The 21355-nt window shown below is 69.1% G+C and carries 20 protein-coding genes; 14 read left to right on the top strand and 6 right to left on the bottom strand.

Annotated features, from left to right (window positions below; genetic code table 11):
• Positions 1-9 precede the first annotated feature (9 nt).
• The 7 genes from EA796_RS08365 to EA796_RS08335 all read left to right on the top strand — a co-directional run bounded on the left by EA796_RS08365 (position 10) and on the right by EA796_RS08335 (position 6512).
• Positions 10-1143, top strand: a complete 1134-nt coding sequence (locus EA796_RS08365) for an alginate O-acetyltransferase (RefSeq protein ID WP_122108273.1) — start codon at positions 10-12, stop codon at positions 1141-1143.
• Between the two features lie 25 nt (positions 1144-1168).
• On the top strand, positions 1169-1816 hold the full coding sequence (locus tag EA796_RS08360) for an alginate O-acetyltransferase AlgF (RefSeq protein WP_021443310.1): 648 nt from the start codon (positions 1169-1171) through the stop codon (positions 1814-1816).
• Positions 1817-2028: 212 nt separating this feature from the next.
• Positions 2029-3462: a mannose-1-phosphate guanylyltransferase/mannose-6-phosphate isomerase gene (locus tag EA796_RS08355; RefSeq protein ID WP_122108272.1), complete on the top strand. Its 1434-nt coding sequence runs from the start codon at positions 2029-2031 to the stop codon at positions 3460-3462.
• Positions 3463-3617: 155 nt separating this feature from the next.
• Complete coding sequence (locus EA796_RS08350) at positions 3618-4082, top strand: hypothetical protein (protein ID WP_021443312.1); 465 nt, start codon at positions 3618-3620, stop codon at positions 4080-4082.
• 52 nt (positions 4083-4134) lie between these two features.
• Positions 4135-4965, top strand: coding sequence for an SDR family oxidoreductase (locus EA796_RS08345; RefSeq protein ID WP_122108271.1), 831 nt, complete (start codon positions 4135-4137; stop codon positions 4963-4965).
• A complete protein-coding gene (locus EA796_RS08340) occupies positions 4962-5330 on the top strand; it encodes a hypothetical protein (protein ID WP_122108270.1) in 369 nt (122 codons plus the stop codon). The genes EA796_RS08345 and EA796_RS08340 overlap by 4 nt, the downstream gene beginning before the upstream one ends.
• 21 nt (positions 5331-5351) lie before the next feature.
• The gene (locus EA796_RS08335; protein ID WP_122108269.1) at positions 5352-6512 is read left to right on the top strand and encodes an AAA family ATPase; all 1161 of its coding nucleotides are present in this window, start codon (positions 5352-5354) and stop codon (positions 6510-6512) included.
• A 75-nt stretch (positions 6513-6587) separates the two neighbouring features.
• On the opposite strand, the gene trxB is transcribed toward EA796_RS08335, so the two are convergent.
• Positions 6588-7535, bottom strand: coding sequence for a thioredoxin-disulfide reductase (gene trxB / locus EA796_RS08330; protein ID WP_021444336.1), 948 nt, complete (start codon positions 7533-7535; stop codon positions 6588-6590).
• 235 nt (positions 7536-7770) lie between these two features.
• Between trxB and EA796_RS08325 the strand changes: the two genes are divergently transcribed.
• The 3 genes from EA796_RS08325 to EA796_RS08315 all read left to right on the top strand — a co-directional run bounded on the left by EA796_RS08325 (position 7771) and on the right by EA796_RS08315 (position 11825).
• Entirely contained in the window at positions 7771-9753 is a 1983-nt protein-coding gene (locus EA796_RS08325) for a diguanylate cyclase domain-containing protein (protein ID WP_122108268.1), read from the top strand.
• 68 nt (positions 9754-9821) lie between these two features.
• Entirely contained in the window at positions 9822-10580 is a 759-nt protein-coding gene (gene cysZ / locus EA796_RS08320) for a sulfate transporter CysZ (protein WP_122108267.1), read from the top strand.
• A gap of 15 nt (positions 10581-10595) precedes the next feature.
• On the top strand, positions 10596-11825 hold the full coding sequence (locus EA796_RS08315; RefSeq protein ID WP_122108351.1) for a glycosyltransferase family 1 protein: 1230 nt from the start codon (positions 10596-10598) through the stop codon (positions 11823-11825).
• A 128-nt stretch (positions 11826-11953) separates the two neighbouring features.
• Here the strand turns inward: EA796_RS08315 and EA796_RS08310 are convergent, their stop codons facing one another.
• The 4 genes from EA796_RS08310 to rluD all read right to left on the bottom strand — a co-directional run bounded on the left by EA796_RS08310 (position 11954) and on the right by rluD (position 15613).
• Entirely contained in the window at positions 11954-13063 is a 1110-nt protein-coding gene (locus tag EA796_RS08310) for an NADH:flavin oxidoreductase (protein WP_122108266.1), read from the bottom strand.
• Positions 13064-13120: 57 nt separating this feature from the next.
• Complete coding sequence (locus tag EA796_RS08305) at positions 13121-13711, bottom strand: TetR/AcrR family transcriptional regulator (protein WP_031303298.1); 591 nt, start codon at positions 13709-13711, stop codon at positions 13121-13123.
• A 193-nt stretch (positions 13712-13904) separates the two neighbouring features.
• A complete protein-coding gene (gene pgeF / locus EA796_RS08300) occupies positions 13905-14642 on the bottom strand; it encodes a peptidoglycan editing factor PgeF (protein WP_122108265.1) in 738 nt (245 codons plus the stop codon).
• On the bottom strand, positions 14639-15613 hold the full coding sequence (gene rluD, locus EA796_RS08295; protein ID WP_021441728.1) for a 23S rRNA pseudouridine(1911/1915/1917) synthase RluD: 975 nt from the start codon (positions 15611-15613) through the stop codon (positions 14639-14641). Before rluD ends, pgeF begins: the two co-directional genes overlap by 4 nt.
• A gap of 139 nt (positions 15614-15752) precedes the next feature.
• On the opposite strand from rluD, the gene EA796_RS08290 reads away from it, so the two are divergent.
• From EA796_RS08290 to EA796_RS08275, 4 genes are all read left to right on the top strand, one after another.
• A complete protein-coding gene (locus EA796_RS08290; RefSeq protein ID WP_021441729.1) occupies positions 15753-16745 on the top strand; it encodes an outer membrane protein assembly factor BamD in 993 nt (330 codons plus the stop codon).
• 139 nt (positions 16746-16884) lie between these two features.
• Entirely contained in the window at positions 16885-17121 is a 237-nt protein-coding gene (locus EA796_RS08285; protein ID WP_021441730.1) for a PP0621 family protein, read from the top strand.
• Positions 17111-18703: a PAS domain-containing sensor histidine kinase gene (locus EA796_RS08280; protein ID WP_021441731.1), complete on the top strand. Its 1593-nt coding sequence runs from the start codon at positions 17111-17113 to the stop codon at positions 18701-18703. Before EA796_RS08285 ends, EA796_RS08280 begins: the two co-directional genes overlap by 11 nt.
• Positions 18704-18705: 2 nt before the next feature.
• Entirely contained in the window at positions 18706-20046 is a 1341-nt protein-coding gene (locus EA796_RS08275; RefSeq protein ID WP_122108264.1) for a sigma-54 dependent transcriptional regulator, read from the top strand.
• A gap of 83 nt (positions 20047-20129) precedes the next feature.
• On the opposite strand, the gene thiO is transcribed toward EA796_RS08275, so the two are convergent.
• The gene (gene thiO, locus EA796_RS08270; RefSeq protein WP_122108263.1) at positions 20130-21221 is read right to left on the bottom strand and encodes a glycine oxidase ThiO; all 1092 of its coding nucleotides are present in this window, start codon (positions 21219-21221) and stop codon (positions 20130-20132) included.
• Between the last annotated feature and the right edge of the window lie 134 nt (positions 21222-21355).

Genomic DNA, 21355 nt, shown 5'->3' with positions numbered 1-21355 from the left:
AGGTCATCCATGAATCGCCCCGTCACTACCCTCTACGTCGCGCTGTTCAGCCTGCTGCTGGTACCCACCAGCCTGCTCGCCCTCGGCGGCCTGGCGGACTACCGGCCGCCCGCCGAACCGCGCGTGCTTGACGGCAGCCTGGCCAAGAGCCTCGAGCGGCACTACGACGAGCACTTTCCGCTCAAGCAGGTCGGCATCAACCTGTGGGCGGCCCTGGAATACCTGGCGTTCGGCGAAGGCCGCGCCGGCCTGGTGATCGGCCAGGACGGCTGGCTGTACTCGGACGAGGAATTCGACCCGGTGGTCGATGCTCAACGCCAGCTGCGCGACAACCTGGCGCTGATCCGTGGCGTGCAGCGCCAGCTGGAAGAACGCGATATCCAGCTGCTGCTGGCCATAGTCCCGGCCAAGACCCGCCTCTACCCGGAGCACACCGGCGCCCATCAGCCCAGCGCCCTGCAGCGCAGCCTCTACCCGCGCTTTCATCGCGCGGTGCGCAATGCCGGGATCGCCGCACCGGATCTGCTCGGCCCGCTGCAGGCGGCCAAGAGTGAGGCGCCGATGTTCCTGCGCACCGACACCCACTGGACGCCGGAAGGCGCCGAGGTCGCCGCGCGTGCCCTGAGCGAGGTGGTGCGCAGCGCCGTGCAGCTGCGCGGCGAGCCGCAGGAGTTCGTCACCGAGCCCCTGGAAACCCGCGCGCACCAGGGCGACCTGACCCGCTTCCTGCCGCTCGGCCCGCTGTTCGAGAGCCTGCTGCCGAGCGCCGACCGCCTGCAACTGCGCCAGACCCATGCCGCCGGCGGCGACGGCGATGCGCTGTTCGCCGAGACCGACCTGCCGGTGGCGCTGGTCGGCACCAGCTACAGCGCCAACCCGGCCTGGAACTTCGCCGGCGCGCTGCGCCAGCACCTGCAGCGCGACCTGGCCAACCACGCCGAGGAAGGCGGCGGCCCGCTGGTGCCGATGCTCAAGTACCTGCAGAGCGAGGAGCTGAACAACGCCCCACCGCAGCTGGTGATCTGGGAGTTCCCCGAGCGCTACCTGCCGATGACCAGCGATCTCACCGACTTCGACCCGCAATGGCTCGCCGCCCTGAAAGACGGCGGCGAGCGCCAGGGGCTGGCTGCCGCCAGCCACTGATTCATCCCCCAAGGAGGACTATCCGATGAACACTCAAACCACCCTGCGCCGCTTCACCCTGGGCGCCTGCGCCCTGGCCCTGGGCCTCGGCATGTTCCAGGCCCAGGCCGACGACGGCGCCCTCTACGGGCCCAAGGCACCCAAGGGCTCGGCCTTCGTTCGCGCCTACAACGCCGGCAACGCCGAGCTCGACGTCAACGTCGGCGAGGTGCAGCTCAAGCGGGTCGCACCGCTGGGCTCCAGCGACTTCGAGTACCTGCCGGCCGGCAGCTACCAGGCCCAGGTCGGCAACGCCCGGTTGCCGGTGCAGCTGCAGGCCGCCCACTACTACACCCTGGTCAGCCAGACCGGCAGCGCGCCGCGCCTGGTCGAGGAACCGGCGTTCAGCAACAAGCAGAAGGCGCTGCTGCGGGTGCAGAACCTCAGCGACAGCCCGCTCAGCCTGAAGACCGCCGACGGCAAGACCGCGGTGGTCGCCGATGTGCAGCCCGACGGCCGCGGCGAGCGCGAGATCAACCCGGTCAAGGTCGGCCTGGCGCTGTTCGAGGGCGAGCGCAAGGTGGCCGACCTCAAACCCGTGACCCTGGAGCGCGGCGAGGTGGTCAGCCTGTTCGTCACCGGCGCCCAGGGCAAGTTGGCGCCGGTGTGGGTCAAGCGCCCCATCGACGGTTGAGGAAACTCTGAAATAGCCGTCATTCCCGCGCAGGCGGGAATCCAGAGCCTGCGTAGTCCCTGGGCTCCCGCCTTCGCGGGAGTGACGATAAATGGCTTTTTCAGAACTTCCTTAAAGGCAACGAGTTTTTTCGAGAACAAGGAAAACGGCGGGCACACGCCGCACCACATGACGCTGGAGCACCTCATGACCCTCATCTCAGGAGACACACCATGACCCCGATCATCCTTTCCGGTGGCAGCGGCTCGCGACTCTGGCCGCTCTCGCGCAAGCAGTATCCCAAGCAGTTCCTCGCCCTCACCGGCGAGCACACGCTGTTCCAGCAGACCCTGCAGCGCCTCTCCGTCGAGGGCATGCAGCCGCCGGTGCTGGTGGCCAACCTGGAGCACCGCTTCATCGTCCAGGAACAGCTGCAGCAGATCGGCCAGCAGGCGCAGCTGCTGCTGCTCGAACCCTTCGGCCGCAACACCGCGCCGGCGGTGGCCATGGCCGCCCTGCAGCTGATCGCCGAGGGCCGTGACGAGCTGATGCTGGTGCTGCCGGCCGACCACGTGCTGGACGACCAGCAGGCCTTCAGCCAGGCCCTGGCGCTGGCCACCGTGGCCGCCGAGAAGGGCGAGATGGTGCTGTTCGGCGTACCGGCCGACCGCCCCGAGACCGGCTACGGCTATATCCGCGGCGACGTCGATGCGCAGCTGCCGGACGGCGTGGCGCGGGTCGCCCGCTTCGTCGAGAAGCCCGACGCCGAGCACGCCGCCGAATACGTGGCCAGCGGCGACTACTACTGGAACAGCGGCATGTTCCTGTTCCGCGCCAGCCGCTTCCTCGAGGAGCTCAAGCGGCACGACGTGGACATCTACGACACCTGCCTGCTGGCCCTGGAGCGCAGCCAGCGCAAGGACGCGGAAATCAGCATCGACCCGGCCACCTTCGCCTGCTGCCCGGACAACTCCATCGACTACGCGGTGATGGAGAAGACCACCCGCGCCTGCGTGGTGCCACTGGCCGCCGGCTGGAACGACGTCGGCAGCTGGTCGTCGATCTGGGAAGTGCACGACAAGGACGCCGCCGGCAACGTCACCAAGGGCGACGTGCTGCTCGAGGACAGCCGCAACTGCCTGGTGCACGGCAACGGCAAGCTGGTCTCGGTGCTCGGCCTGGACGACATCGTGGTGGTGGAAACCAAGGACGCCATGATGGTGGCGCACAGGGACCGCGTGCAGGACGTCAAGAAGCTGGTGGGCAGGCTCGACGCCCAGGGCCGCAGCGAGACCCAGAACCACTGCGCCGTGTACCGCCCCTGGGGCTCGTACGACTCGGTGGACATGGGCGGGCGCTTCCAGGTCAAGCACATCACCGTCAAGCCGGGGGCGCAGCTGTCGCTGCAGATGCACCACCACCGCGCCGAGCACTGGATCGTGGTGTCCGGCACGGCCAAGGTGACCTGCGACGACCGCGAGTTCCTGCTCACCGAGAACCAGTCCACCTACATCCCGATGACCTCGGTGCACCGCCTCTCCAACCCGGGCAAGATCCCGCTGGAGATCATCGAGGTGCAGTCCGGCACCTACCTGGGCGAGGACGATATCGAGCGCCTGGAGGACGTCTACGGCCGCAGCGATGCCGCGGTCATCAGCGCACATTGAGCCGCCGTAGTCCGGACGCAATCCGGGGCCCCGCCGCCGAGGCCCCCGGATTGCATCCGGGCTACGCCCCCTGTCACAGCTTGAGACAGCCCGTGCGGTTACCCTGACAAACCGCCTTGTGTAGGATGAGGGCAGACTTTTCCAAGGCTGCCCCCATGCTGATCGGTGTCCTGCTCGTCGTCTCCTGGCTGATCCTGCTGATCCGCTACCCGCTCAAGGCCCTGCCGATCTCCATGGCGGCGCTGGCCGGCCTGGCCCTGGTCGCCAGCTGGGTGCTCTGGCAGGAAAACCGCGACGCCCGCTACCTCGCCCACCTGGAACTGCGCCTGCGCTACGATCCGCAGCAGTGCCCGGCCGACCGGCCGTTGTTCGTCACGCTGAAGAACGGCAGCGACGCCGCCCTGCTGGAACTGCGCTGGGAAGTCGCCGCCTACCGCCCCGGCAACGCCACCAACCTGGCTCAGCGCCTGTACGAATCGCCGCGCTACAGCGGCCCCGGCGAACTGCTGCCTGGCGCCAGCTGGAACGACTGCCTGCCGCTGCCCGACCTGCGCAGCGGCTACAGCCCGGCTACCCTGGAGTTTCGCGCCGAGCGCCTGCAGGGCCAGTTCGTCCGTTGAGCCCCGGGCTGCGCCGCGCATACCGATAACCCGCCACAAGGAAGACCGCCGCATGTCCCAAGCCAATGTCCTGATCACCGGTTGCTCCAGCGGCATCGGCCGCGCCCTGGCCGACGCCTTCCAGGCCGCCGGTTACCGCGTCTGGGCCACCGCGCGCAAGGACGGCGATCTGGCGGCGCTGCGGCAGGCCGGTTTCCAGGCGGGGCAGCTGGACGTCAACGACGGCGAGGCCCTCGAACGCCTGGCCAGCCGCCTGAACGAGGAGATCGGCGGCCTCGAGGTGCTGATCAACAACGCCGGCTACGGCGCCATGGGCCCGCTGCTCGACGGCGGCGTTCAGGCCATGCGCCAGCAGTTCGAGACCAACGTGTTCGCCGTGGTCGGCGTGACCCGCGCCATGTTCCCGCTGCTGCGTCGCAGCCGCGGCCTGGTGGTGAATATCGGCAGCGTCTCCGGCGTGCTGGTCACCCCCTTCGCCGGCGCCTACTGCGCCTCCAAGGCGGCGGTGCACGCGCTGAGCGACGCCTTGCGCCTGGAGCTGGCGCCCTTCGCCATCGAGGTGATGGAAGTGCAGCCCGGCGCCATCGCCTCCAGCTTCGGCGCCAACGCCAGCCAGCAGGCCGAAGCACTGATCCGCCAGGACTCGCCCTGGTGGCCGCTGCGCGACGGCATCCGCGCCCGCGCCGGCGCCTCGCAGGACAACCCCACCCCGGCCGAGGCGTTCGCCGCGCAACTGCTCGCTGCCGTGCAGCGCGACAAACGCCCGCGCCTGCTGCGCCTGGGCAACGGCAGCCGCGCCCTGCCGCTGCTCGCCGCGCTGCTGCCCGGCGCCCTGCTGGACCGGGTACTGAGCAAACGCTTCGGCCTGGCCCGCAGCCTGTGAGCGGCGCCGTGCAACTGCGCTACTACGCCCTCGGCGGGGTGCTCGCGGCGGTGCTGCTGAACCTGCTGCTGCGCACCTTCGTGCGCCTCGGCGGGGTGCTGACCACCCTGCTGATCGCCGCCGCCATCGCCGCCGGCCTGGCGCTGCTGTTCCACTGGCGCGAAGGGCGCGCGCCGAGCAACGCCGAACGCTGGCGCTTCACCGCGCTCTACGGCGGCCTGCTGGCGCTGCTCTACCTGGGCCTGCTGGCGATGATGGCCCTGCAGGACACCCCCAGCCCCATGGGCCTGTTCCTGTTCAGCCTGCACTACCTGTGCTACCCGCTGCTGGCCTGGCTGGCCTTCTCGCCGCGCCACGGCCGCTGATTCCTGGTCAGGACGACACCCATGCTGCATACCCTCGCCGTCGCCAACTACCGCTCGATCAACAGCCTGGTGCTGCCGCTGGGCCAACTCAACCTGATCACCGGCGCCAACGGCAGCGGCAAGTCCAATCTCTACCGCGCCCTGCGCCTGCTGGCGGAAACCGCCCAGGGCGGGGTGGTCAATGCGCTGGCCCGAGAGGGCGGGCTGGAGTCGAGTTTCTGGGCCGGGCCGGAGCAGATTTCCCGGCGCATGCGCAGCGGCGAGGCACCGGTGCAAGGCGGCCCACGGCAGCACGCGATGCGTCTGCGCCTGGGCTTTGCCGGCGAGGATTTCGGCTATGCGATTGCCCTCGGCCTGCCCGAGCCGAGCCGCTCGGCCTTCGCCCTCGACCCGGAGATCAAGCGCGAGTGCATCTGGGCCGGCGCCAGCTACCGCCCCGCCTCGCTGCTGGTGGATCGCGCCGGGCCCATGGTGCGCCTGCGCGAAGGCCGCAGCTGGCAGGTGCTGGCCCAGCACCTGCCGAGCTACGACAGCCTGTTCGACCAGATCGGCAACGACCCGAGCTGCCCGGAAGTCTTCCAGCTACGCGAAACCATCCGCCGCTGGCGTTTCTACGATCACTTTCGCAGCGACGCCGAGGCCCCGGCGCGCCAGCCGCAATTAGGCACGCGCACACCGGTGCTGCATCACGACGGCCGCGACCTGGCCGCGGCGCTGCAGACCATCCGCGAGATCGGCGACCGCGCCGCGCTGGATGCCGCCATCGACGACGCCTTTCCCGGCAGCCGCCTGCATATCGACTTCCAGGCCGGCGGACGCTTCGCCGTCGAGCTGCGCCAGGAAGGCCTGCTGCGCCCCTTGAGCGCCGCCGAGCTATCCGATGGCACCCTGCGCTACCTGCTGCTGGTGGCCGCCCTGCTCACCCCGCGGCCGCCGTCGCTGATGGTGCTCAACGAACCGGAAACCAGCCTGCACCCGGATCTGCTGCCCGCGCTCGGCCGCCTGATCATCGCCGCCTCGCAGCACACCCAGGTGTGGGTGGTGTCCCACGCCAGCCGCCTGATCGCCACGCTCAAGCAAAGCCCGGCGTGCAACGCCCTGGAGCTGGACAAAGCGCTGGGCCAGACCGGCATCCGCGGCCAGGGCCTGCTGGACGAACCGGCCTGGCACTGGCCGGATTGAGTCATAGTGGGTGGGGGGCTACCACGAAAAAGCCCCGCCATCTCGCGATGCCGGGGCGTTGTCCACAACCGGAGCTCAATGCCCGTCGAGATAACGCTCGACATCCAGCGCCGCCATGCAGCCGGCACCGGCCGAGGTGATCGCCTGGCGATAGACCGAGTCGGCCACGTCGCCGGCGGCGAACACGCCGGGGATGCTGGTGGCGGTGGCGTTGCCCTCGCGCCCGCCGTTGACCACCAGGTAACCGTCCTTGAGCGCCAGCTGGCCCTCGAACAGGCTGGTGTTGGGGGTGTGGCCGATGGCGACGAACAGGCCGTCCACGGCCAGCTCGCTGCTGGCGCCGTCCTGGTGTTTCAGGCGCACGCCGGTGACGCCGCCGGCATCGCCCAGCACCTCGTCCACCTCGGCATTCAGGCGCAGCTCGATCTTGCCCTCGGCGATCCGCGCGCGCAGCTTGTCCTGCAGGATCTTCTCGGCGCGGAAGGTCTCGCGACGGTGGATCAGGGTCACCTTGCTGGCGATATTGGCCAGGTACAGCGCCTCCTCCACCGCGGTATTGCCGCCACCGACCACCGCCACCGGGCGACCGCGGTAGAAGAAGCCGTCGCAGGTGGCGCAGGCCGAGACGCCCTTGCCCATCAACGCCGCCTCGCTGGGCAGCCCCAGGTAACGGGCGCTGGCGCCGGTGGCGATGATCAGCGCGTCGCAGCTGTAGATGGCGCTGTCGCCGACCAGGGTGAAGCGCGGCCCGACCAGGTCCACCGCGTTGATATGGTCGAAGACGATCTCGGTCTCGAAGCGCTCGGCGTGTTCCTGCATGCGCTGCATCAGCGCCGGGCCGGTGAGGCCGTGGGGATCGCCCGGCCAGTTGTCCACTTCGGTGGTGGTGGTCAGCTGGCCGCCGGCCTGGATGCCGGTGATCAGCAGCGGCTTGAGATTGGCCCGCGCCGCGTACACCGCAGCGCTGTAACCGGCCGGCCCGGAACCCAGGATGATGACGCGGGCATGGCGAATGGCAGACATCGACTACTCCTCCCGGCACCTGCGCCGGCTGAGATAAGAACGGGCTCCCGAGCACGTGGGTAAGGCTGACGCAGGGGGAGCCCGGCAAAGTGTGAAACTGGTCGCCAGGCTAGCGAGCGCTCGGCGCGAGCGGAAATACCCATTGCCAATGCGCGACATAGAGCCCCGCTATCGACCGGAAGGATCGTCCGCCCTGGCTATACTGGGCCCATCGACTTCAGGGACGAATGCCGTCATGACCCTGCGCACCCGCCTGTTCTCGCTGTTCGCCCCCCTGCTGGTGCTGACCCTGCTGGCCGTCTACGGCCTCTCCGAGCGCCTGCTGCTGAGCCGCTTCGACCAGCAGGACAACCTGCGCCTGCAGGCCGAGGCGCACAAGGCGCATGCCCTGCTGCTCGCCCATATCCACCGCACCAGCAGCCTGCTGCGCAGCTATGCCTGGTGGGACGGCAGCTACGAGCTGCTGCTCGGCGAAGGCGACCGCAGCCGCTTCCTGCGGCGCAACCTCGACCCCGGGCAACTGGCCAACCTCGACTTCGACTTCATGGTGCTGCTCGACGACCGCGGCCAGGTGGTGGTCGAACAATGGGCGCCGCCGGACCTGCTCGACATGCTCCCGGTCGGCGGCGAGCGCCCGCGCAGCATCGCCAGCCTGCGCCGCGACATCCTCGCCCGCAGTCAGCGCCTGGGCCTTTTGCAGCACGGCGGCGATGCGCAGTTCCAGTCCGGCCAGCTGCTGCTGGTGCAGGGCGTGCCGCTGCTGCTGACGGTCAGCGCGGTGAGCAACAGCCAGGGCAGCGCCGAGGCCATCGGCAGCCTGCTGGCCGGCTATTTCTTCGACGGCGCACGCCAGGAGAACCTGCAGCTGCGCACCCTCGGCGACCTGCGCCTGCTGCCGCCCGTGGCGATGGACGACGACTGGCAACGCCTGGCCCTGCCCGCCGACACCCCGCTGCCGCAGGGCTGGCTCAGCCCGCGCAGCCTGCTCGACGCGCAGCGTCAGCGTATCGAGCTGCAATCGGCCAACAGCCTCGGCGAGCCGGAACTGCGCCTGCAGCTGACCGGCGAGCGCATCAACTTCCGCAAGGGCGGCGAGGCCATCCACTTCTTCCTCGGCCTCAGCCTGGCGATCGCCCTGGCGGCGGCGCTGCTGGTGTACATCGGCCTGGAGTTCTGGGTGCTGCGCCGCCTCGGCCGGCTCAATGGCGAGATCGCCGCCATCGGCGACCAGGCCCGCCTGCCGCGGGTCGGCGACCTCGGCCGCGACGAGCTGGGCGCGCTCAGCACCGGCCTCAACCAGATGCTCGAGCGCCTGGAACAGAGCGAGGCGCGCGACCGCGTGGTGCTCGACGCGATCCACGACGGCTACTTCGAGGTGGACGCCGAGGGCCGCCTGCAGCGTTTCAACCGCGCCCTGGAGCGCCTGCTCGGCTACCGCGACGACCAGCTGCTGCACCGCCCCTTCGTCGAGCTGCTGGCCGGCGACGAGGTCGAGCGCGCCCGCCAGCTGTTCCAGCAGGCGCGCGACGACGCCAGCCGCGACACCTTCACCGCGCGCTTTCGCCGCGGCGACGGCCAGACCCTGGACTGCGAGGCGCGGGTCAGCGCCATCCGCGAGCGCGGCGGCGCCTTGCTCGGCTACCGCGGCATCCTGCGCGACGTCAGCGAACGCATGGCCTACCAGCGCCACCTGCACGACCTGGCCTACCGCGACCCACTCACCGGCCTGGGCAACCGCAAGGCGTTCAACGAACAGCTGCAGCACGACCTCGACCAGGCGCTGAGCGGCAACGCCGGCCCGCTGGCCCTAATGTTCATCGACCTGGACCACTTCAAGCAGGTCAACGACCAGTTCGGCCACGACGCCGGCGACGCCCTGCTGGTGGCCATCGCCGCGCGTCTGCAGCACGGCCTGCGCCAGCCCGGCAAGCTGTACCGCCTGGGCGGCGACGAATTCACCCTGCTGCTCGCCGGCGCCAGCGCCGAGGCCGCGCAGGCCCTGGGCGAGCGTATGCTGGCCAGCCTCGGCGCGCCGTTCGACATACTCGGCGAGCGCATCGACTTCGTCACCCCGAGCATCGGCATCGCCCTCTGCCCGCTGCACGCCGGCGAGGCCGAGGCGCTGATCAAGGCCGCCGACAGCGCCATGTACCTGGCCAAGCGCAAGCGCAACCAGGTGGTGCTGTACCAGCCGCAGGCCAGCACGGCGGAGCCATGAACCGCTGAACTTTCGCCGCCCCGGCAAAGTCGGTATGGTCGCGCGACTCAACCACCCTGGAGCCCCTCATGCCCGCTGCCCCCGTTCTGTCCGGCCCGCAATACCTGCGCGAAGGCCTGAAGCTGGTGCTCAGCCCCGGCCTGCGCCTGTTCGTGCTGCTGCCGCTGACGGTCAACCTGATCCTCTTCGTCGCCTTGATCGGCGTCGCCGTGCAGCAGTTCGGCGGCTGGGTCGATGCCTTCATGCCCAGCCTGCCGAGCTGGCTGAGCTTTCTCGAGTACCTGCTGTGGCCGCTGTTCGTGGTGCTGGTGCTGCTGATGGTGTTCTTCAGCTTCACCCTGCTGGCCAATATCATCGCCGCGCCGTTCAACGGTTTTCTCGCCGAGAAGGTCGAGGTGGTGGTGCGCGGCGAGGATCACTTCCCGCCCTTCAGCTGGGCCGAACTGGCGGCCATGGTGCCGCGCACCCTCGGCCGCGAGGCGCGCAAGCTGGCCTATTTCCTGCCGCGCGCCATCGCCCTGCTGATCCTGAGCTTCATCCCGGTGGTCAACCTGGTGGCCGCGCCGCTGTGGCTGCTGTTCGGCGTGTGGATGATGGCGGTGCAGTACATCGACTACCCGGCGGACAACAACAAGCTGAGCTGGCAGGACATGCTCGCCTGGCTGCGCGAAAAGCGCTGGCAGAGCCTGAGCTTCGGCGGCATCACCTACGCCGCGCTGCTGATTCCCTTCGTCAATATCCTCGTCATGCCGGCGGCGGTGGCCGGCGCCACGCTGTTCTGGGTGCGCGAACGCGGCGCGGAGCCCGTCACAAAAACGCAACCCTGACGTCACATGGGCTACATGGCGGCGGCCCACACTGCCGTCATGAACCCGACCGCCCTGCAAATCACCCTGATCAGCGAAACCTACCCGCCGGAAATCAACGGCGTGGCCAACACCCTCGGCCGCCTGGTCGAGGGCCTGCGCGGCCGCGGCCATCGCGTGCAGCTGGTGCGCCCGCGCCAGGCGACGGACCCGGCGCAGCCGCTGGACGCCGACCTGCTGCTGACCCGCGGCTGGCCGCTGCCCGGCTACCCCGGCCTGCAGTGGGGCCAGTCGGCGCTGCACAAGCTGCTGCGGCGCTGGCAACGGCAACGCCCGGACGTGCTCTATATCGCCACCGAAGGCCCGCTCGGCCTGTCCGCCCTGCGCGCCGCCCGGCGCCTGGGCATCCCGGTGGTCAGCGGCTTTCATACCAACTTCCAGCAGTACACCGGGCACTACGGCGTCGGTCTGCTGACCCGCCTGCTGACCAACTACCTGCGCTGGTTCCACAACCGCTCGCAACTGACCCTGGTGCCCAGCGCCGGGCAGCAGATCGAGCTGCAGCGGCGCGACTTCGAGCGCCTGGCCCTGCTCGCCCGCGGCGTCGACAGCCAGCTGTTCCACCCCAGCCGGCGCAGCGAGGCGCTGCGCGCCAGCTGGGGCCTGGGCCCCGACGAGCTGGCCGTGCTGCATGTCGGCCGCCTGGCCGCGGAGAAGAACCTCGGCCTGCTGGGCAAGGCCTTCACCGCCCTGCAGGCGAGCCAGCCGCGCCGGCGCATGCGCCTGATCCTGGTGGGCGACGGCCCGCAGCGCGCCAGTCTCCAGGCGCAGCTGCCGGACGCGGTGTTCTGTGGCCTGCAACGCGGCGAGGCGCTGGCCGCACACTATGCCTCGGGCGATTTGTTCCTGTTTCCCAGCCTGTCTGAGACCTTCGGCAACGTGGTGCTGGAGGCGCTGGCCTCGGGCCTCGGCGTGGTGGCCTACGACCAGGCCGCCGCCGCCCAGCATATTCACCACGGGCACAACGGCGCCCTCGCCCGCCCCGGCGACGAGCACGGCTTCTGCGAGGCGGCCTGCTGGCTGCTGGAAGACGACGAGACCCTGCGCCGGGTTCGCCTCAATGCCCGCCAGCACGCCGGCAGACAGGGCTGGGACGGCATCGTCCAGCTGTTCGAACAGCACCTGCGCGGCGCCCTGCAGGCACCGCCCAAGGTCGCCGACAGGGCTGGCGCGGCCGCAATCCGGGGCAAGGCGCCCGGGCCCTGAGCCCTGCCGGATTGCAGCCAGGCTAGGCAGCCGAGGCGCACCCCGCACCCTGCCAGCGGGCGTAAAAAAGCCCCGATGTGCCGGGGCTCGAAAGTGGGCGCCGCAGACCGGCGCCCGGGGAAGAAGCCTCAGACCAGCTGCATCAGCGCATCGCGGCTGAACGGCAGGATGTCGCCCTCGCGCCCTTCGCGCACCTTCAGCGCCCAGTCCGGGTCGACCAGCAGCGCGCGGCCCACCGCCACCAGGTCGAACTCCTGCTTGTGCAACCGCTCGAGCAGGTTGTCGATGCTGGCCGGCTCGGCGACCTTGTCGGTCTTGACCATGAACTGCAGGAACTCGCCGTCCAGGCCGACGCTGCCGACGGTGATGGTCGGCTTGCCGGTGAGCTGACGGGTCCAGCCGGCCAGGTTGAGGTCGCTGCAGGCGAACTCCGGCTCCCAGAAGCGCCGGGTCGAGCAGTGAAAGATATCCACGCCGGCCTCGGACAGCGGCTTGAGAAAGGCTTCCAGCTCCTCGGGGCTCTGCACCAGGCGGGCGCTGTAGTCCTGCTGCTTCCACTGCGAGAAGCGCAGGATGATCGGAAAGTCCGGGCCGACCGCGGCGCGCACCGCCTGGATCAGCTCGATGGCGAAGCGCGAGCGGCCGGCCAGGTCGCCACCGTACTCGTCCGTGCGCTGGTTGCAGCCTTCCCAGAAGAACTGGTCGATCAGGTAGCCGTGGGCGCCGTGGATCTCCACACCGTCCATGCCGATGGCCTTGGCATCGCGCGCGGCCTGGGCGAAGGCGGCGATCACCTCGTCGATATCCTGTTTGGTCATGCCGTGCACCACGACATTGCCGTCCTTGAGCTTCTCCATCGGCCCGTAGCCCGGCACGCCGGCGTCCGGCTCGGTACCCAGGCGTCGCACGTTGCCCACGTGCCACAGCTGCGGAACTATCTTGCCGCCCTCTGCATGCACCGCCTCGACCACCTGCTTCCAGCCGGCCAGGGCGTCCTCGCCATGGAAACGCGGCACGTTGGGGTAGCCGTTGGCGGCCTGGTGGCCGACCGTGGTGCCCTCGGTGATGATCAGGCCGACGCCGGCGGCGGCGCGGCGGCGGTAGTACTCCACCACCTGGGCGTTGGGCACGCCGCCGGGGGAGAAGGAACGGGTCATCGGCGCCATAACCACGCGGGTCGGCAGCTCCAGGTTGCCGAGGCGGAAGGGGGCGAACAGGGCTTGTACGGGGGCGCTCATGGGGTCTCCTGGGGCCGGCCAACCGACCGGTCGTCTCGTTTCAAGGGTCAAGAAAAATCAGGCCTGCAGCAGACGCTCCAGGCGCAACACGAAAGCTTCCAGCGGCTGCAGGCTGCGGCCCACCTTGAGCCGCGCCAGCACGCCCTGCCAGGCGTTGGCAATAAAGATCGCGAGGTTGCCGCAGTCCTCGTCAGCGCTCAGCTCGCCGCTGGCGCGCGCCTGCTCCAGGCACTGACGGAGGATCTCCACCGAGGCCTGCTGGATGGCCTCCACTTCGGCGCCGATGGCCGGCAGCATCTCGCTCATCTCGAAACTCAGGCTGCCGATGAAGCAGTGGTACTGCGGCGAATCCTGGCGGGCGAAGTGCGCCAGCAGGTCGCGGTAGTAGCCGAGGATGCGCGCCCGCGGGCTCAGCGCCGGGTTGCCCAGCGCCTGGGCATAACGCTCCAGCCGCGGACGGTAGATAAAGGCCAGCGCCTGCAGGGCGAAGTCTTCCTTGCTGGCGAAGTAGTGATAGAAGCTGCCCTTGGGAATCCCGGCGGCCTGGACGATCTCCTGTACCCCGGTGCCGTGGTAGCCGCGACGGGTCATCACCGCCGAGCCCTTGCTCAGGATCAGGTCGCGCTTGTCGAGTCGAATGCTGTTCATGGCGCCGAGCATATGACCGGTCGTCTCGCTCGGCACAGCACTATTGATGATGGTGATTAAGAGCTACAAAAGCGCCGATTAGCGGAGATGGCGGGATGGCGGGATGGCCGTAGGGTGGATATCGCTTTTTATATCCACCAGAGCGGTGGATCGATAAAGCGCGATCCACCCTACGCGGCCAGGGTATCCCGACTCAGGGTTGCAGCCAGATCAGCGAGGCGAAACGCCCGGTGCGTGGGCTGCGCCGGTAGGAATAGAAACGCGGGTCGCTGTAGGTGCACAGGCCGCCGCCGCTGACCGCAGTGACGCCGACGGCGGCCAGGCGGATGCGCGCCAGCTGGTAGATATCGGCCATGTACTTGCCGGCATTGGCGCCAGGCACGAAGGCGCTTGCCGCTTCGCCGTGCTGGCGGACGAAGGCCTCGCGCACCTCGGCGCCGACTTCGAAGGCCGCCGGGCCGATGGCCGGGCCAAGCCAGACCAGCAGGTCCTCGGGCGCCACGTCGAGCGCCTGCACGGTGGCCTCCAGCACGCCGCCGGCCAGCCCGCGCCAGCCGGCATGGGCGGCGGCCACCCGAGTGCCGGCGCGGTCGCAGAACAGCGCCGGCAGACAGTCGGCGGTCATCGCGGTGCAGGCGATCCCAGGGGTGGCGGTCCAGCTGGCATCGGCCTCGGCGACCCGCGCCGGGTCGGCGGCGACCACCTGGATACCATGCACCTGGCGCAGCCAGGCCGGCTGGCAACCCAGCTGGCTGAGCAGGCGCTGACGGTTCTTGGCCACGGCGGCGGGGTCGTCGTCGACGTGCTCGCCGAGGTTGAGGCTGTCGAACGGCGCCGCGCTGACCCCGCCGCGGCGGGTGGTGACGCAGGCGCGCACCCTGGCCGGCGCGGGCCAGTCCGGGGTCAACCAGTCATGTGCCCAGGCGTTCACCCGACGAATGCCTCGCGGTCCTGGCGCAGCAGGGTGAGCAGCCAGACCAGGTCGTCCGGCAGCGGCGACTCCCACTTCATGCGCTTGCCGGTGGCCGGGTGGTCCAGCTCGAGGAAGCGCGCGTGCAGCGCCTGGCGCGGGAATTCCTTGAGGCTCTGCACCAGGCTCGGGCTGGCCGCCGGGGGAATGCGGAAGCGCCCGGCATACACCGGGTCCCCCACCAGCGGGTAGCCGACGTGGCTCATGTGCACGCGAATCTGGTGGGTGCGCCCGGTTTCCAGCTTGACCCGCACGTGGGTGTGCGAGCGGTAGCGTTCCAGCACCCGGTAGTGGCTGACCGCCGGCTTGCCACCGTCGGTCACCGCCATGCGCTGGCGCTGCGCCGAGCTGCGGCCAATGGGCGCGTCGATGGTGCCGCCGGCGGTGATCACGCCGATGCAGATGCATTCGTAGATGCGGCTGACCGTGCGCTTCTGCAACTGCTCGACCAGGATGGTCTGCGCCTGCAGGGTCTTGGCCACCACCATCAGGCCGGTGGTGTCCTTGTCCAGGCGGTGGACGATGCCGGCGCGCGGCACGTTGACGATGTCCGGCACGTGGTGCAGCAGGGCGTTGAGCAGGGTGCCGTCGGCGTGTCCGGCCGCGGGGTGGACGACCAGACCGGCCGGCTTGTCGATCACCAGCAGGTGCTCGTCCTCGTAGACGATGTTCAGTTCGATATCCTGCGCCAGCCACTCGCCCTGGGCTTCCTGCTCGGCGTCCAGCACCAGCTGCGCGCCGGCATGGACGATGTCGCGCGGGCGCGCCACGGCGCCGTCGACGGTCAGCCGGCCGTCCTTGATCCAGGCGGACAGGCGCGAGCGGGAGAACTCGCCGAACAGCTGCGCCGCCACCTGGTCGAGGCGCTGCCCGCCCTGTTCGAAGGGCACGGTGGCCTGGAGTTGGATCAGCTGTTTATTGATAGAAGTCATCTTCGGCAACGGCGGGAGCCCGGCCTTTGGTTTCGGCTACGGGCTTGTGGTTAAATACGGCGTCTTTGCCCCAGGGGAACCCAGGGGGCGCTCATCATAACAGGACGGCCGCGCGGCCGTCACAGGGACGCAAGCCGCCATGCAAGTGAGACACCTGCTGCTGATCGCCATCCTCGCCCTCACCGCCGCCTGCTCCTCGAAGCAGCCGGAGGTCGACGAAAACCTGAGCGAGGTGGAGCTGTACCAGCAGGCCCAGGCCGACCTGGACAACCGCAGCTACACCAGCGCCATCAGCAAGCTCAAGGCCCTGGAATCGCGCTACCCGTTCGGCCGCTACGCCGAGCAGGCGCAGCTGGAGCTGATCTACGCCTACTACAAGAACGTCGAGCCGGAGGCCGCCAAGTCCGCCGCCGAGCGTTTCATCCGCCTGCACCCGCAGCACGCCAACGTCGACTACGCCTACTACCTCAAGGGCCTGGCCTCCTTCGACCAGGACCGCGGCCTGCTGGCGCGCTTCCTGCCGCTGGACATGACCAAGCGCGACCCCGGCGCGGCGCGCGACTCCTATAACGAGTTCGCCCAGCTCACCAGCCGCTACCCCACCAGTCGCTACGCGCCGGACGCCAAGCAGCGCATGATCTACCTGCGCAACCTGCTGGCCGCCTACGAAGTGCACGTCGCCCACTACTACCTCAAGCGCCAGGCCTACGTCGCCGCCGCCAACCGCGGCCGCTACGTGGTGGAAAACTTCCAGGAAACCCCGGCGGTCGGCGACGGCCTGGCGATCATGACCGAGGCCTACCAGCGCCTGTCCCTTGACGACCTGGCCGCCACCAGCCTGGAAACCCTCAAGCTCAACTACCCCGACCACCCCAGCCTGGTCGACGGCCAGTTCGTGCCGCGCGAGGAAGAGGCGGACAACCGCTCCTGGCTGGCCAAGGCCACCCTCGGCCTGATCGAGACCGACACCCCGCTGCCGCCGGGCGAAACCCGCGCCAGCCAGGACGTGATCCGTCAGTACGAAGATGCCGAGCAGCAGATTCCGGCTGAGCTGCAGCAGGACGCCGAGACCGGCGAGACCGAAAAGAAGCGTTCGATCTGGAGCTACCTGACCTTCGGCCTGTTCGACTGATCGCTACGTCCGCATAGAAGGGAGGCCACGGCCTCCCTTTTTTATTGCCCGGAATCAGCGCACAGCCTGCCACCCGGCCCCTGTGCCGATGGCCGCGGCTTGGCTAAACTGCCGGCTTTAACCGACTAAAGAGCACACCATGGGCCTGTTCCGCCTGCTGTTCTGGATCGCCGTGATCTTCGCCGCGATCTGGATCTGGCGCCGCTTCGTCAGCAAACCGAAACGCCCGCGTCCGCGCGAGGACGCCGCCGCGCCCATGGTGCGCTGCGCCCACTGCGGCGTGCACGTGCCGCAAAGCCAGGCACTGAGCCAGGATCAGCGCTGGTACTGCAGCCAGGCCCACCTCGAACAAGGCCCGCACGCCGGTGATCGCTGACGCCAGCGTCCTCGACAGCACGCAGGGGCGGCGCATCCTCAGGCTCTACCACTTCTATCGCCTGAGCATCGGCCTGGCGCTGATCCTGCTGATCTCCAGCAACCTCGACGAGCAATTGCTGGACGTGGTGCATATCGAGCTGTTTCGCACCGGCAGCTGGATCTACCTGGTGATGAATATCTTCATCGCCGTGCTGGTGCAGAAGCCCAGGCACCTGATGCAGCTGTTCAGCCTGGCGCTGGTCGACGTGATCTTCCTCTCCGGCCTGTTCTACGCCGCCGGCGGCACGCCCAGCGGCATCGGCAACCTGCTGGTGGTGGCGGTGGCCATCGCCAATATCCTGCTGCGCGGACGCATCGGCCTGCTGATAGCCGCCGTCGCCGCGATGGCGCTGATCTACCTGACCTTCTACCTCAGCCTCAGCCGCCCGGCCGCCGCCGCGCAGTACGTACAGGCCGGCGCCCTCGGCGCGCTGTGCTTCGCCGGCGCGCTGTTCGTCCAGGGCATCACCCGCCGCCTGCGCCTGAGCGAGAGCCTGGCCGAGCAACGCGCCGCCGACGTGGCCAACCTGGAAGAACTCAACGCGCAGATCCTCCAGCGCATGCGCACCGGCATCCTGGTGCTCGACAGCCAGCACCGCGTGCTACTGGCCAACCAGGGCGCCACCCAGCTGCTGGGGCGCGGCGAACTGACCGGCAAGATCATCGACCCGCACTGCCCCGAGCTGGTCAAGCGCCTGCAGCAGTGGCAGCACAACCCCACCCTGCGCCCGGACAACCTGCAGGCCCAGCCCGGCGGCGCGGTGCTGCAACCCAGTTTCATTTCCCTGCAGCGCGGCGAGCAGCAGCACACCCTGGTGTTTCTCGACGACATCTCGCAGATCGCCCAGCAGGCCCAGCAACTCAAGCTGGCCTCCCTGGGAAGACTGACCGCCGGCATCGCCCACGAGATCCGCAACCCGCTCGGTGCCATCAGCCACGCCGCGCAGCTGCTGCAGGAGTCGGAAGAGCTGCAGGGCCCGGACCAGCGCCTGGCGCAGATCATCCAGGATCACTCCAAGCGCATGAACATGGTGATCGAGAACGTCCTGCAGCTGTCGCGCCGGCGCCAGGCCGAGCCGCAACTGCTCGACCTGAAATACTGGCTGCACCGCTTCGCCAGCGAGTTCCGCAGCTCGGCGCCGGCGGACCGGCAGATCCACCTGGAGACCCAGGGCGGCAGCCTGCAGACGCGCATGGACCCGCACCAGCTGACCCAGGTGCTGACCAACCTAGTGCAAAACGGCCTGCGCTACAGCGCCAAGCAGCACAAGAGCGGCCAGGTCTGGCTGCGCCTGTTCCGCGACGAGACCAGCGACCTGCCGGTGCTGGAAATCCTCGACGACGGCCCCGGCGTGCCGCCCGAGCAGGAGCAACACATCTTCGAGCCCTTCTACACCACCGAGAACAAGGGCACGGGCCTGGGCCTGTATATTTCCCGCGAGCTGTGCCAGGGCAACCAGGCGCGCCTCGACTACAAACCCCGCGAAGGCGGCGGCAGCTGCTTTCGCATCACCTTCGCCCACCCGCGCAAACTGAGCTGACCATGACCCGCCAGAGAGCCTTGATCGTCGACGACGAACCGGACATCCGCGAACTGCTGGAAATCACCCTCGGCCGGATGAAGCTGGACACGCGCAGCGCGCGCAACGTCAAGGAAGCGCGCGAGTGGCTGGCGCGTGAACCCTTCGACCTGTGCCTGACCGACATGCGCCTGCCCGACGGTACCGGCCTGGAGCTGGTGCAGCACATCCAGCAGCGCCACCCGCAGGTCCCGGTGGCGATGATCACCGCCTACGGCAGCCTGGACACCGCGATCAACGCGCTCAAGGCCGGCGCCTTCGACTTCGTCACCAAGCCGGTGGACCTCGGCCGGCTGCGCGAACTGGTCGCCACCGCCCTGCGCATCCGCTCTCCCGAGGGCGAGGACGCGCCGGTCGACAACCGCCTGCTCGGCGACTCGCCACCGATGAAGGCGCTGCGCAAGCAGATCCAGAAACTCGCCCGCAGTCAGGCGCCGGTCTATATCAGCGGCGAGTCGGGCAGCGGCAAGGAACTGGTGGCGCGACTGATCCACGAACAGGGCCCGCGCGCCGAGCAGCCGTTCGTTCCGGTCAACTGCGGCGCCATCCCCTCGGAGCTGATGGAGAGCGAGTTCTTCGGCCACAAGAAGGGCAGCTTCACCGGCGCCATCGAGGACAAGCAGGGCCTGTTCCAGGCCGCCAACGGCGGCACTCTGTTCCTCGACGAAGTGGCCGACCTGCCACTGCCGATGCAGGTCAAGCTGCTGCGCGCGATCCAGGAGAAGGCCGTGCGCGCCGTCGGTGGCCAGCAGGAAGTGGTGGTGGACGTGCGCATCCTCTGCGCCACGCACAAGGACCTGGCCGCCGAGGTGGCCGCCGGGCGCTTCCGCCAGGACCTCTATTACCGCCTCAACGTCATCGAGCTGCGCGTGCCGCCGCTGCGCGAGCGCCGCGAGGACATCGCCCAGCTGGCCACGGTGATGCTCGCGCGCCTGGCCGACGGCAGCGGCCTGGCCGCCGCCAAGCTGCAACCCGAGGCGCTGGAAAAACTGAAGAACTACCGCTTCCCGGGCAACGTGCGCGAACTGGAGAACATGCTCGAACGCGCCTACACCCTGTGCGAGGACGACCAGATCAGCGCCGCCGACCTGCGCTTGGCCGACGCCGGCGGCCCGAGCGGCGAGGCCGGCGAAACCAGCCTGGCGCAGATCGACAACCTGGAGGACTACCTCGAAGGCGTCGAGCGCAAGCTGATCATGCAGGCCCTGGAAGAAACCCGCTGGAACCGCACCGCCGCCGCCCAACGCCTGGGCCTGACGTTCCGCTCGATGCGCTACCGCCTGAAGAAACTGGGGATCGACTAGGAGACACACAGCGTTCCGCAGGGTGGATGTCGCTGTTTACATCCACCAAAGCGCGGGATCGATACCGCATGCAGCTGGCCAAGCTAGCCCAACCGCCCCGCCGGCGCATAGGGCGCCGGATCGATGATCGGCTCGCGCCCCAGCAGCAGATCGGCCAGCAGGCGGCAGGACGCCGGCGCCAGCACCAGGCCGTTGCGGTAATGCCCGCAATTGAGCCACAGCCCGGGATACGAAGGCACCTCGCCGATAAAGGGAATACCCTCCGGCGAACCCGGCCGCAGACCGGCCCAGTGGCCGACCACCTCGGCCTCCTTCAACGCCGGCAACAGCGTCTCCGCCGAATCCTTCAGACTGGCCAGGGCCACCTCGGTCGGCGTCTTGTCGAAGCCGGCATGCTCCAGGGTGCTGCCCACCAGGATATGGCCGTCGCGCCGCGGGATCGCGTAGCGCCCGCCGGCCAGCACCATGCTCGGCAGAAAGTCCGCGGCGCACTTGTAGAGAATCATCTGGCCCTTGACCGGCTGCACCGGCAGATCGATCCCCAGGCCCTTGAGCAACTCGCCACTCCAGGCCCCGGCGGCCAGCACCACACGCTCCGCGCGAATCTCGCCGTCGGCCGTGGTGACGCCGCAGATCCGCCCCCCCTCCTGAATGAAGCCGCTGACCGCACACTGCTCGTGCAACTGCACCTTGGGCATCGCCAGCAGCGCCGCGCGCAGCGCCTTGACCAGCCGCGGGTTACGCACATTGGCCACCCCCGGCATATGGATGGCGTGCGCGAAGCCCGCTCCCAACGCCGGCACCCGGGCATGCACCTCGTCAATCTCCACCGCCCGCAACACCCGCCCCTCGCGCGCCGCCCAGGCCAGCGCCTCGGCCTCGTCGTCCAGATCCAGCCAGTACAGGCCGGTGACATGCACCTCGGGATCGATCCCGGTCGCAGCCAGCAACTGCTCGCCGAGCCCCGGATAGAAATCCTGCGACCAATGCGCCAACGCCGTCACCGCCGCGCCGTAACGCCAGGGATAGAGCGGCGAAACGATGCCGCCGCCGGCCCAGGAGGATTCGCCGCCCAAGGGCCCGCGATCGAGCAGGCACACTTCGGCGCCGCCCTGCGCCAGCAGGCTGGCACTCAACAGGCCGATGGCCCCTCCCCCTACGATCAACACGCGCATGACTTTTCCTCGGACGAATACGCCGTGATCCGGGCGACCGGCACAGGAACCGGGCGAGTTCGCCAGCTGTGCGACGCTAGGCTTGGATCTTGGCTAACGAAAACGGGCCGCCTCGTGCAAGACGAGGCGGCCCG

The sequence above is a fragment of the Pseudomonas sp. AOB-7 genome (assembly GCF_003696305.1).
GTDB lineage: Bacteria > Pseudomonadota > Gammaproteobacteria > Pseudomonadales > Pseudomonadaceae > Aquipseudomonas.
The sequence above is the reverse complement of the archived record's forward strand: the minus strand, read 5'-3'. Positions and strand labels throughout refer to the sequence as shown.

What these genes read in the sequence shown, in the direction of transcription:
- EA796_RS08290 (WP_021441729.1), top strand. Translation starts at nt 15,753, where the DNA reads ATGCAAGTGAGACACCTGCTGCTGATCGCCATCCTCGCCCTCACCGCC.
- EA796_RS08310 (WP_122108266.1), bottom strand. Translation starts at nt 13,063, where the DNA reads ATGAGCGCCCCCGTACAAGCCCTGTTCGCCCCCTTCCGCCTCGGCAAC.
- EA796_RS08360 (WP_021443310.1), top strand. Translation starts at nt 1,169, where the DNA reads ATGAACACTCAAACCACCCTGCGCCGCTTCACCCTGGGCGCCTGCGCC.
- EA796_RS08345 (WP_122108271.1), top strand. Translation starts at nt 4,135, where the DNA reads ATGTCCCAAGCCAATGTCCTGATCACCGGTTGCTCCAGCGGCATCGGC.
- EA796_RS08365 (WP_122108273.1), top strand. Translation starts at nt 10, where the DNA reads ATGAATCGCCCCGTCACTACCCTCTACGTCGCGCTGTTCAGCCTGCTG.
- EA796_RS08350 (WP_021443312.1), top strand. Translation starts at nt 3,618, where the DNA reads ATGCTGATCGGTGTCCTGCTCGTCGTCTCCTGGCTGATCCTGCTGATC.
- EA796_RS08285 (WP_021441730.1), top strand. Translation starts at nt 16,885, where the DNA reads ATGGGCCTGTTCCGCCTGCTGTTCTGGATCGCCGTGATCTTCGCCGCG.
- thiO (WP_122108263.1), bottom strand. Translation starts at nt 21,221, where the DNA reads ATGCGCGTGTTGATCGTAGGGGGAGGGGCCATCGGCCTGTTGAGTGCC.
- EA796_RS08325 (WP_122108268.1), top strand. Translation starts at nt 7,771, where the DNA reads ATGACCCTGCGCACCCGCCTGTTCTCGCTGTTCGCCCCCCTGCTGGTG.
- cysZ (WP_122108267.1), top strand. Translation starts at nt 9,822, where the DNA reads ATGCCCGCTGCCCCCGTTCTGTCCGGCCCGCAATACCTGCGCGAAGGC.
- EA796_RS08335 (WP_122108269.1), top strand. Translation starts at nt 5,352, where the DNA reads ATGCTGCATACCCTCGCCGTCGCCAACTACCGCTCGATCAACAGCCTG.
- EA796_RS08305 (WP_031303298.1), bottom strand. Translation starts at nt 13,711, where the DNA reads ATGAACAGCATTCGACTCGACAAGCGCGACCTGATCCTGAGCAAGGGC.
- EA796_RS08355 (WP_122108272.1), top strand. Translation starts at nt 2,029, where the DNA reads ATGACCCCGATCATCCTTTCCGGTGGCAGCGGCTCGCGACTCTGGCCG.
- trxB (WP_021444336.1), bottom strand. Translation starts at nt 7,535, where the DNA reads ATGTCTGCCATTCGCCATGCCCGCGTCATCATCCTGGGTTCCGGGCCG.
- EA796_RS08315 (WP_122108351.1), top strand. Translation starts at nt 10,596, where the DNA reads ATGGCGGCGGCCCACACTGCCGTCATGAACCCGACCGCCCTGCAAATC.
- rluD (WP_021441728.1), bottom strand. Translation starts at nt 15,613, where the DNA reads ATGACTTCTATCAATAAACAGCTGATCCAACTCCAGGCCACCGTGCCC.
- EA796_RS08275 (WP_122108264.1), top strand. Translation starts at nt 18,706, where the DNA reads ATGACCCGCCAGAGAGCCTTGATCGTCGACGACGAACCGGACATCCGC.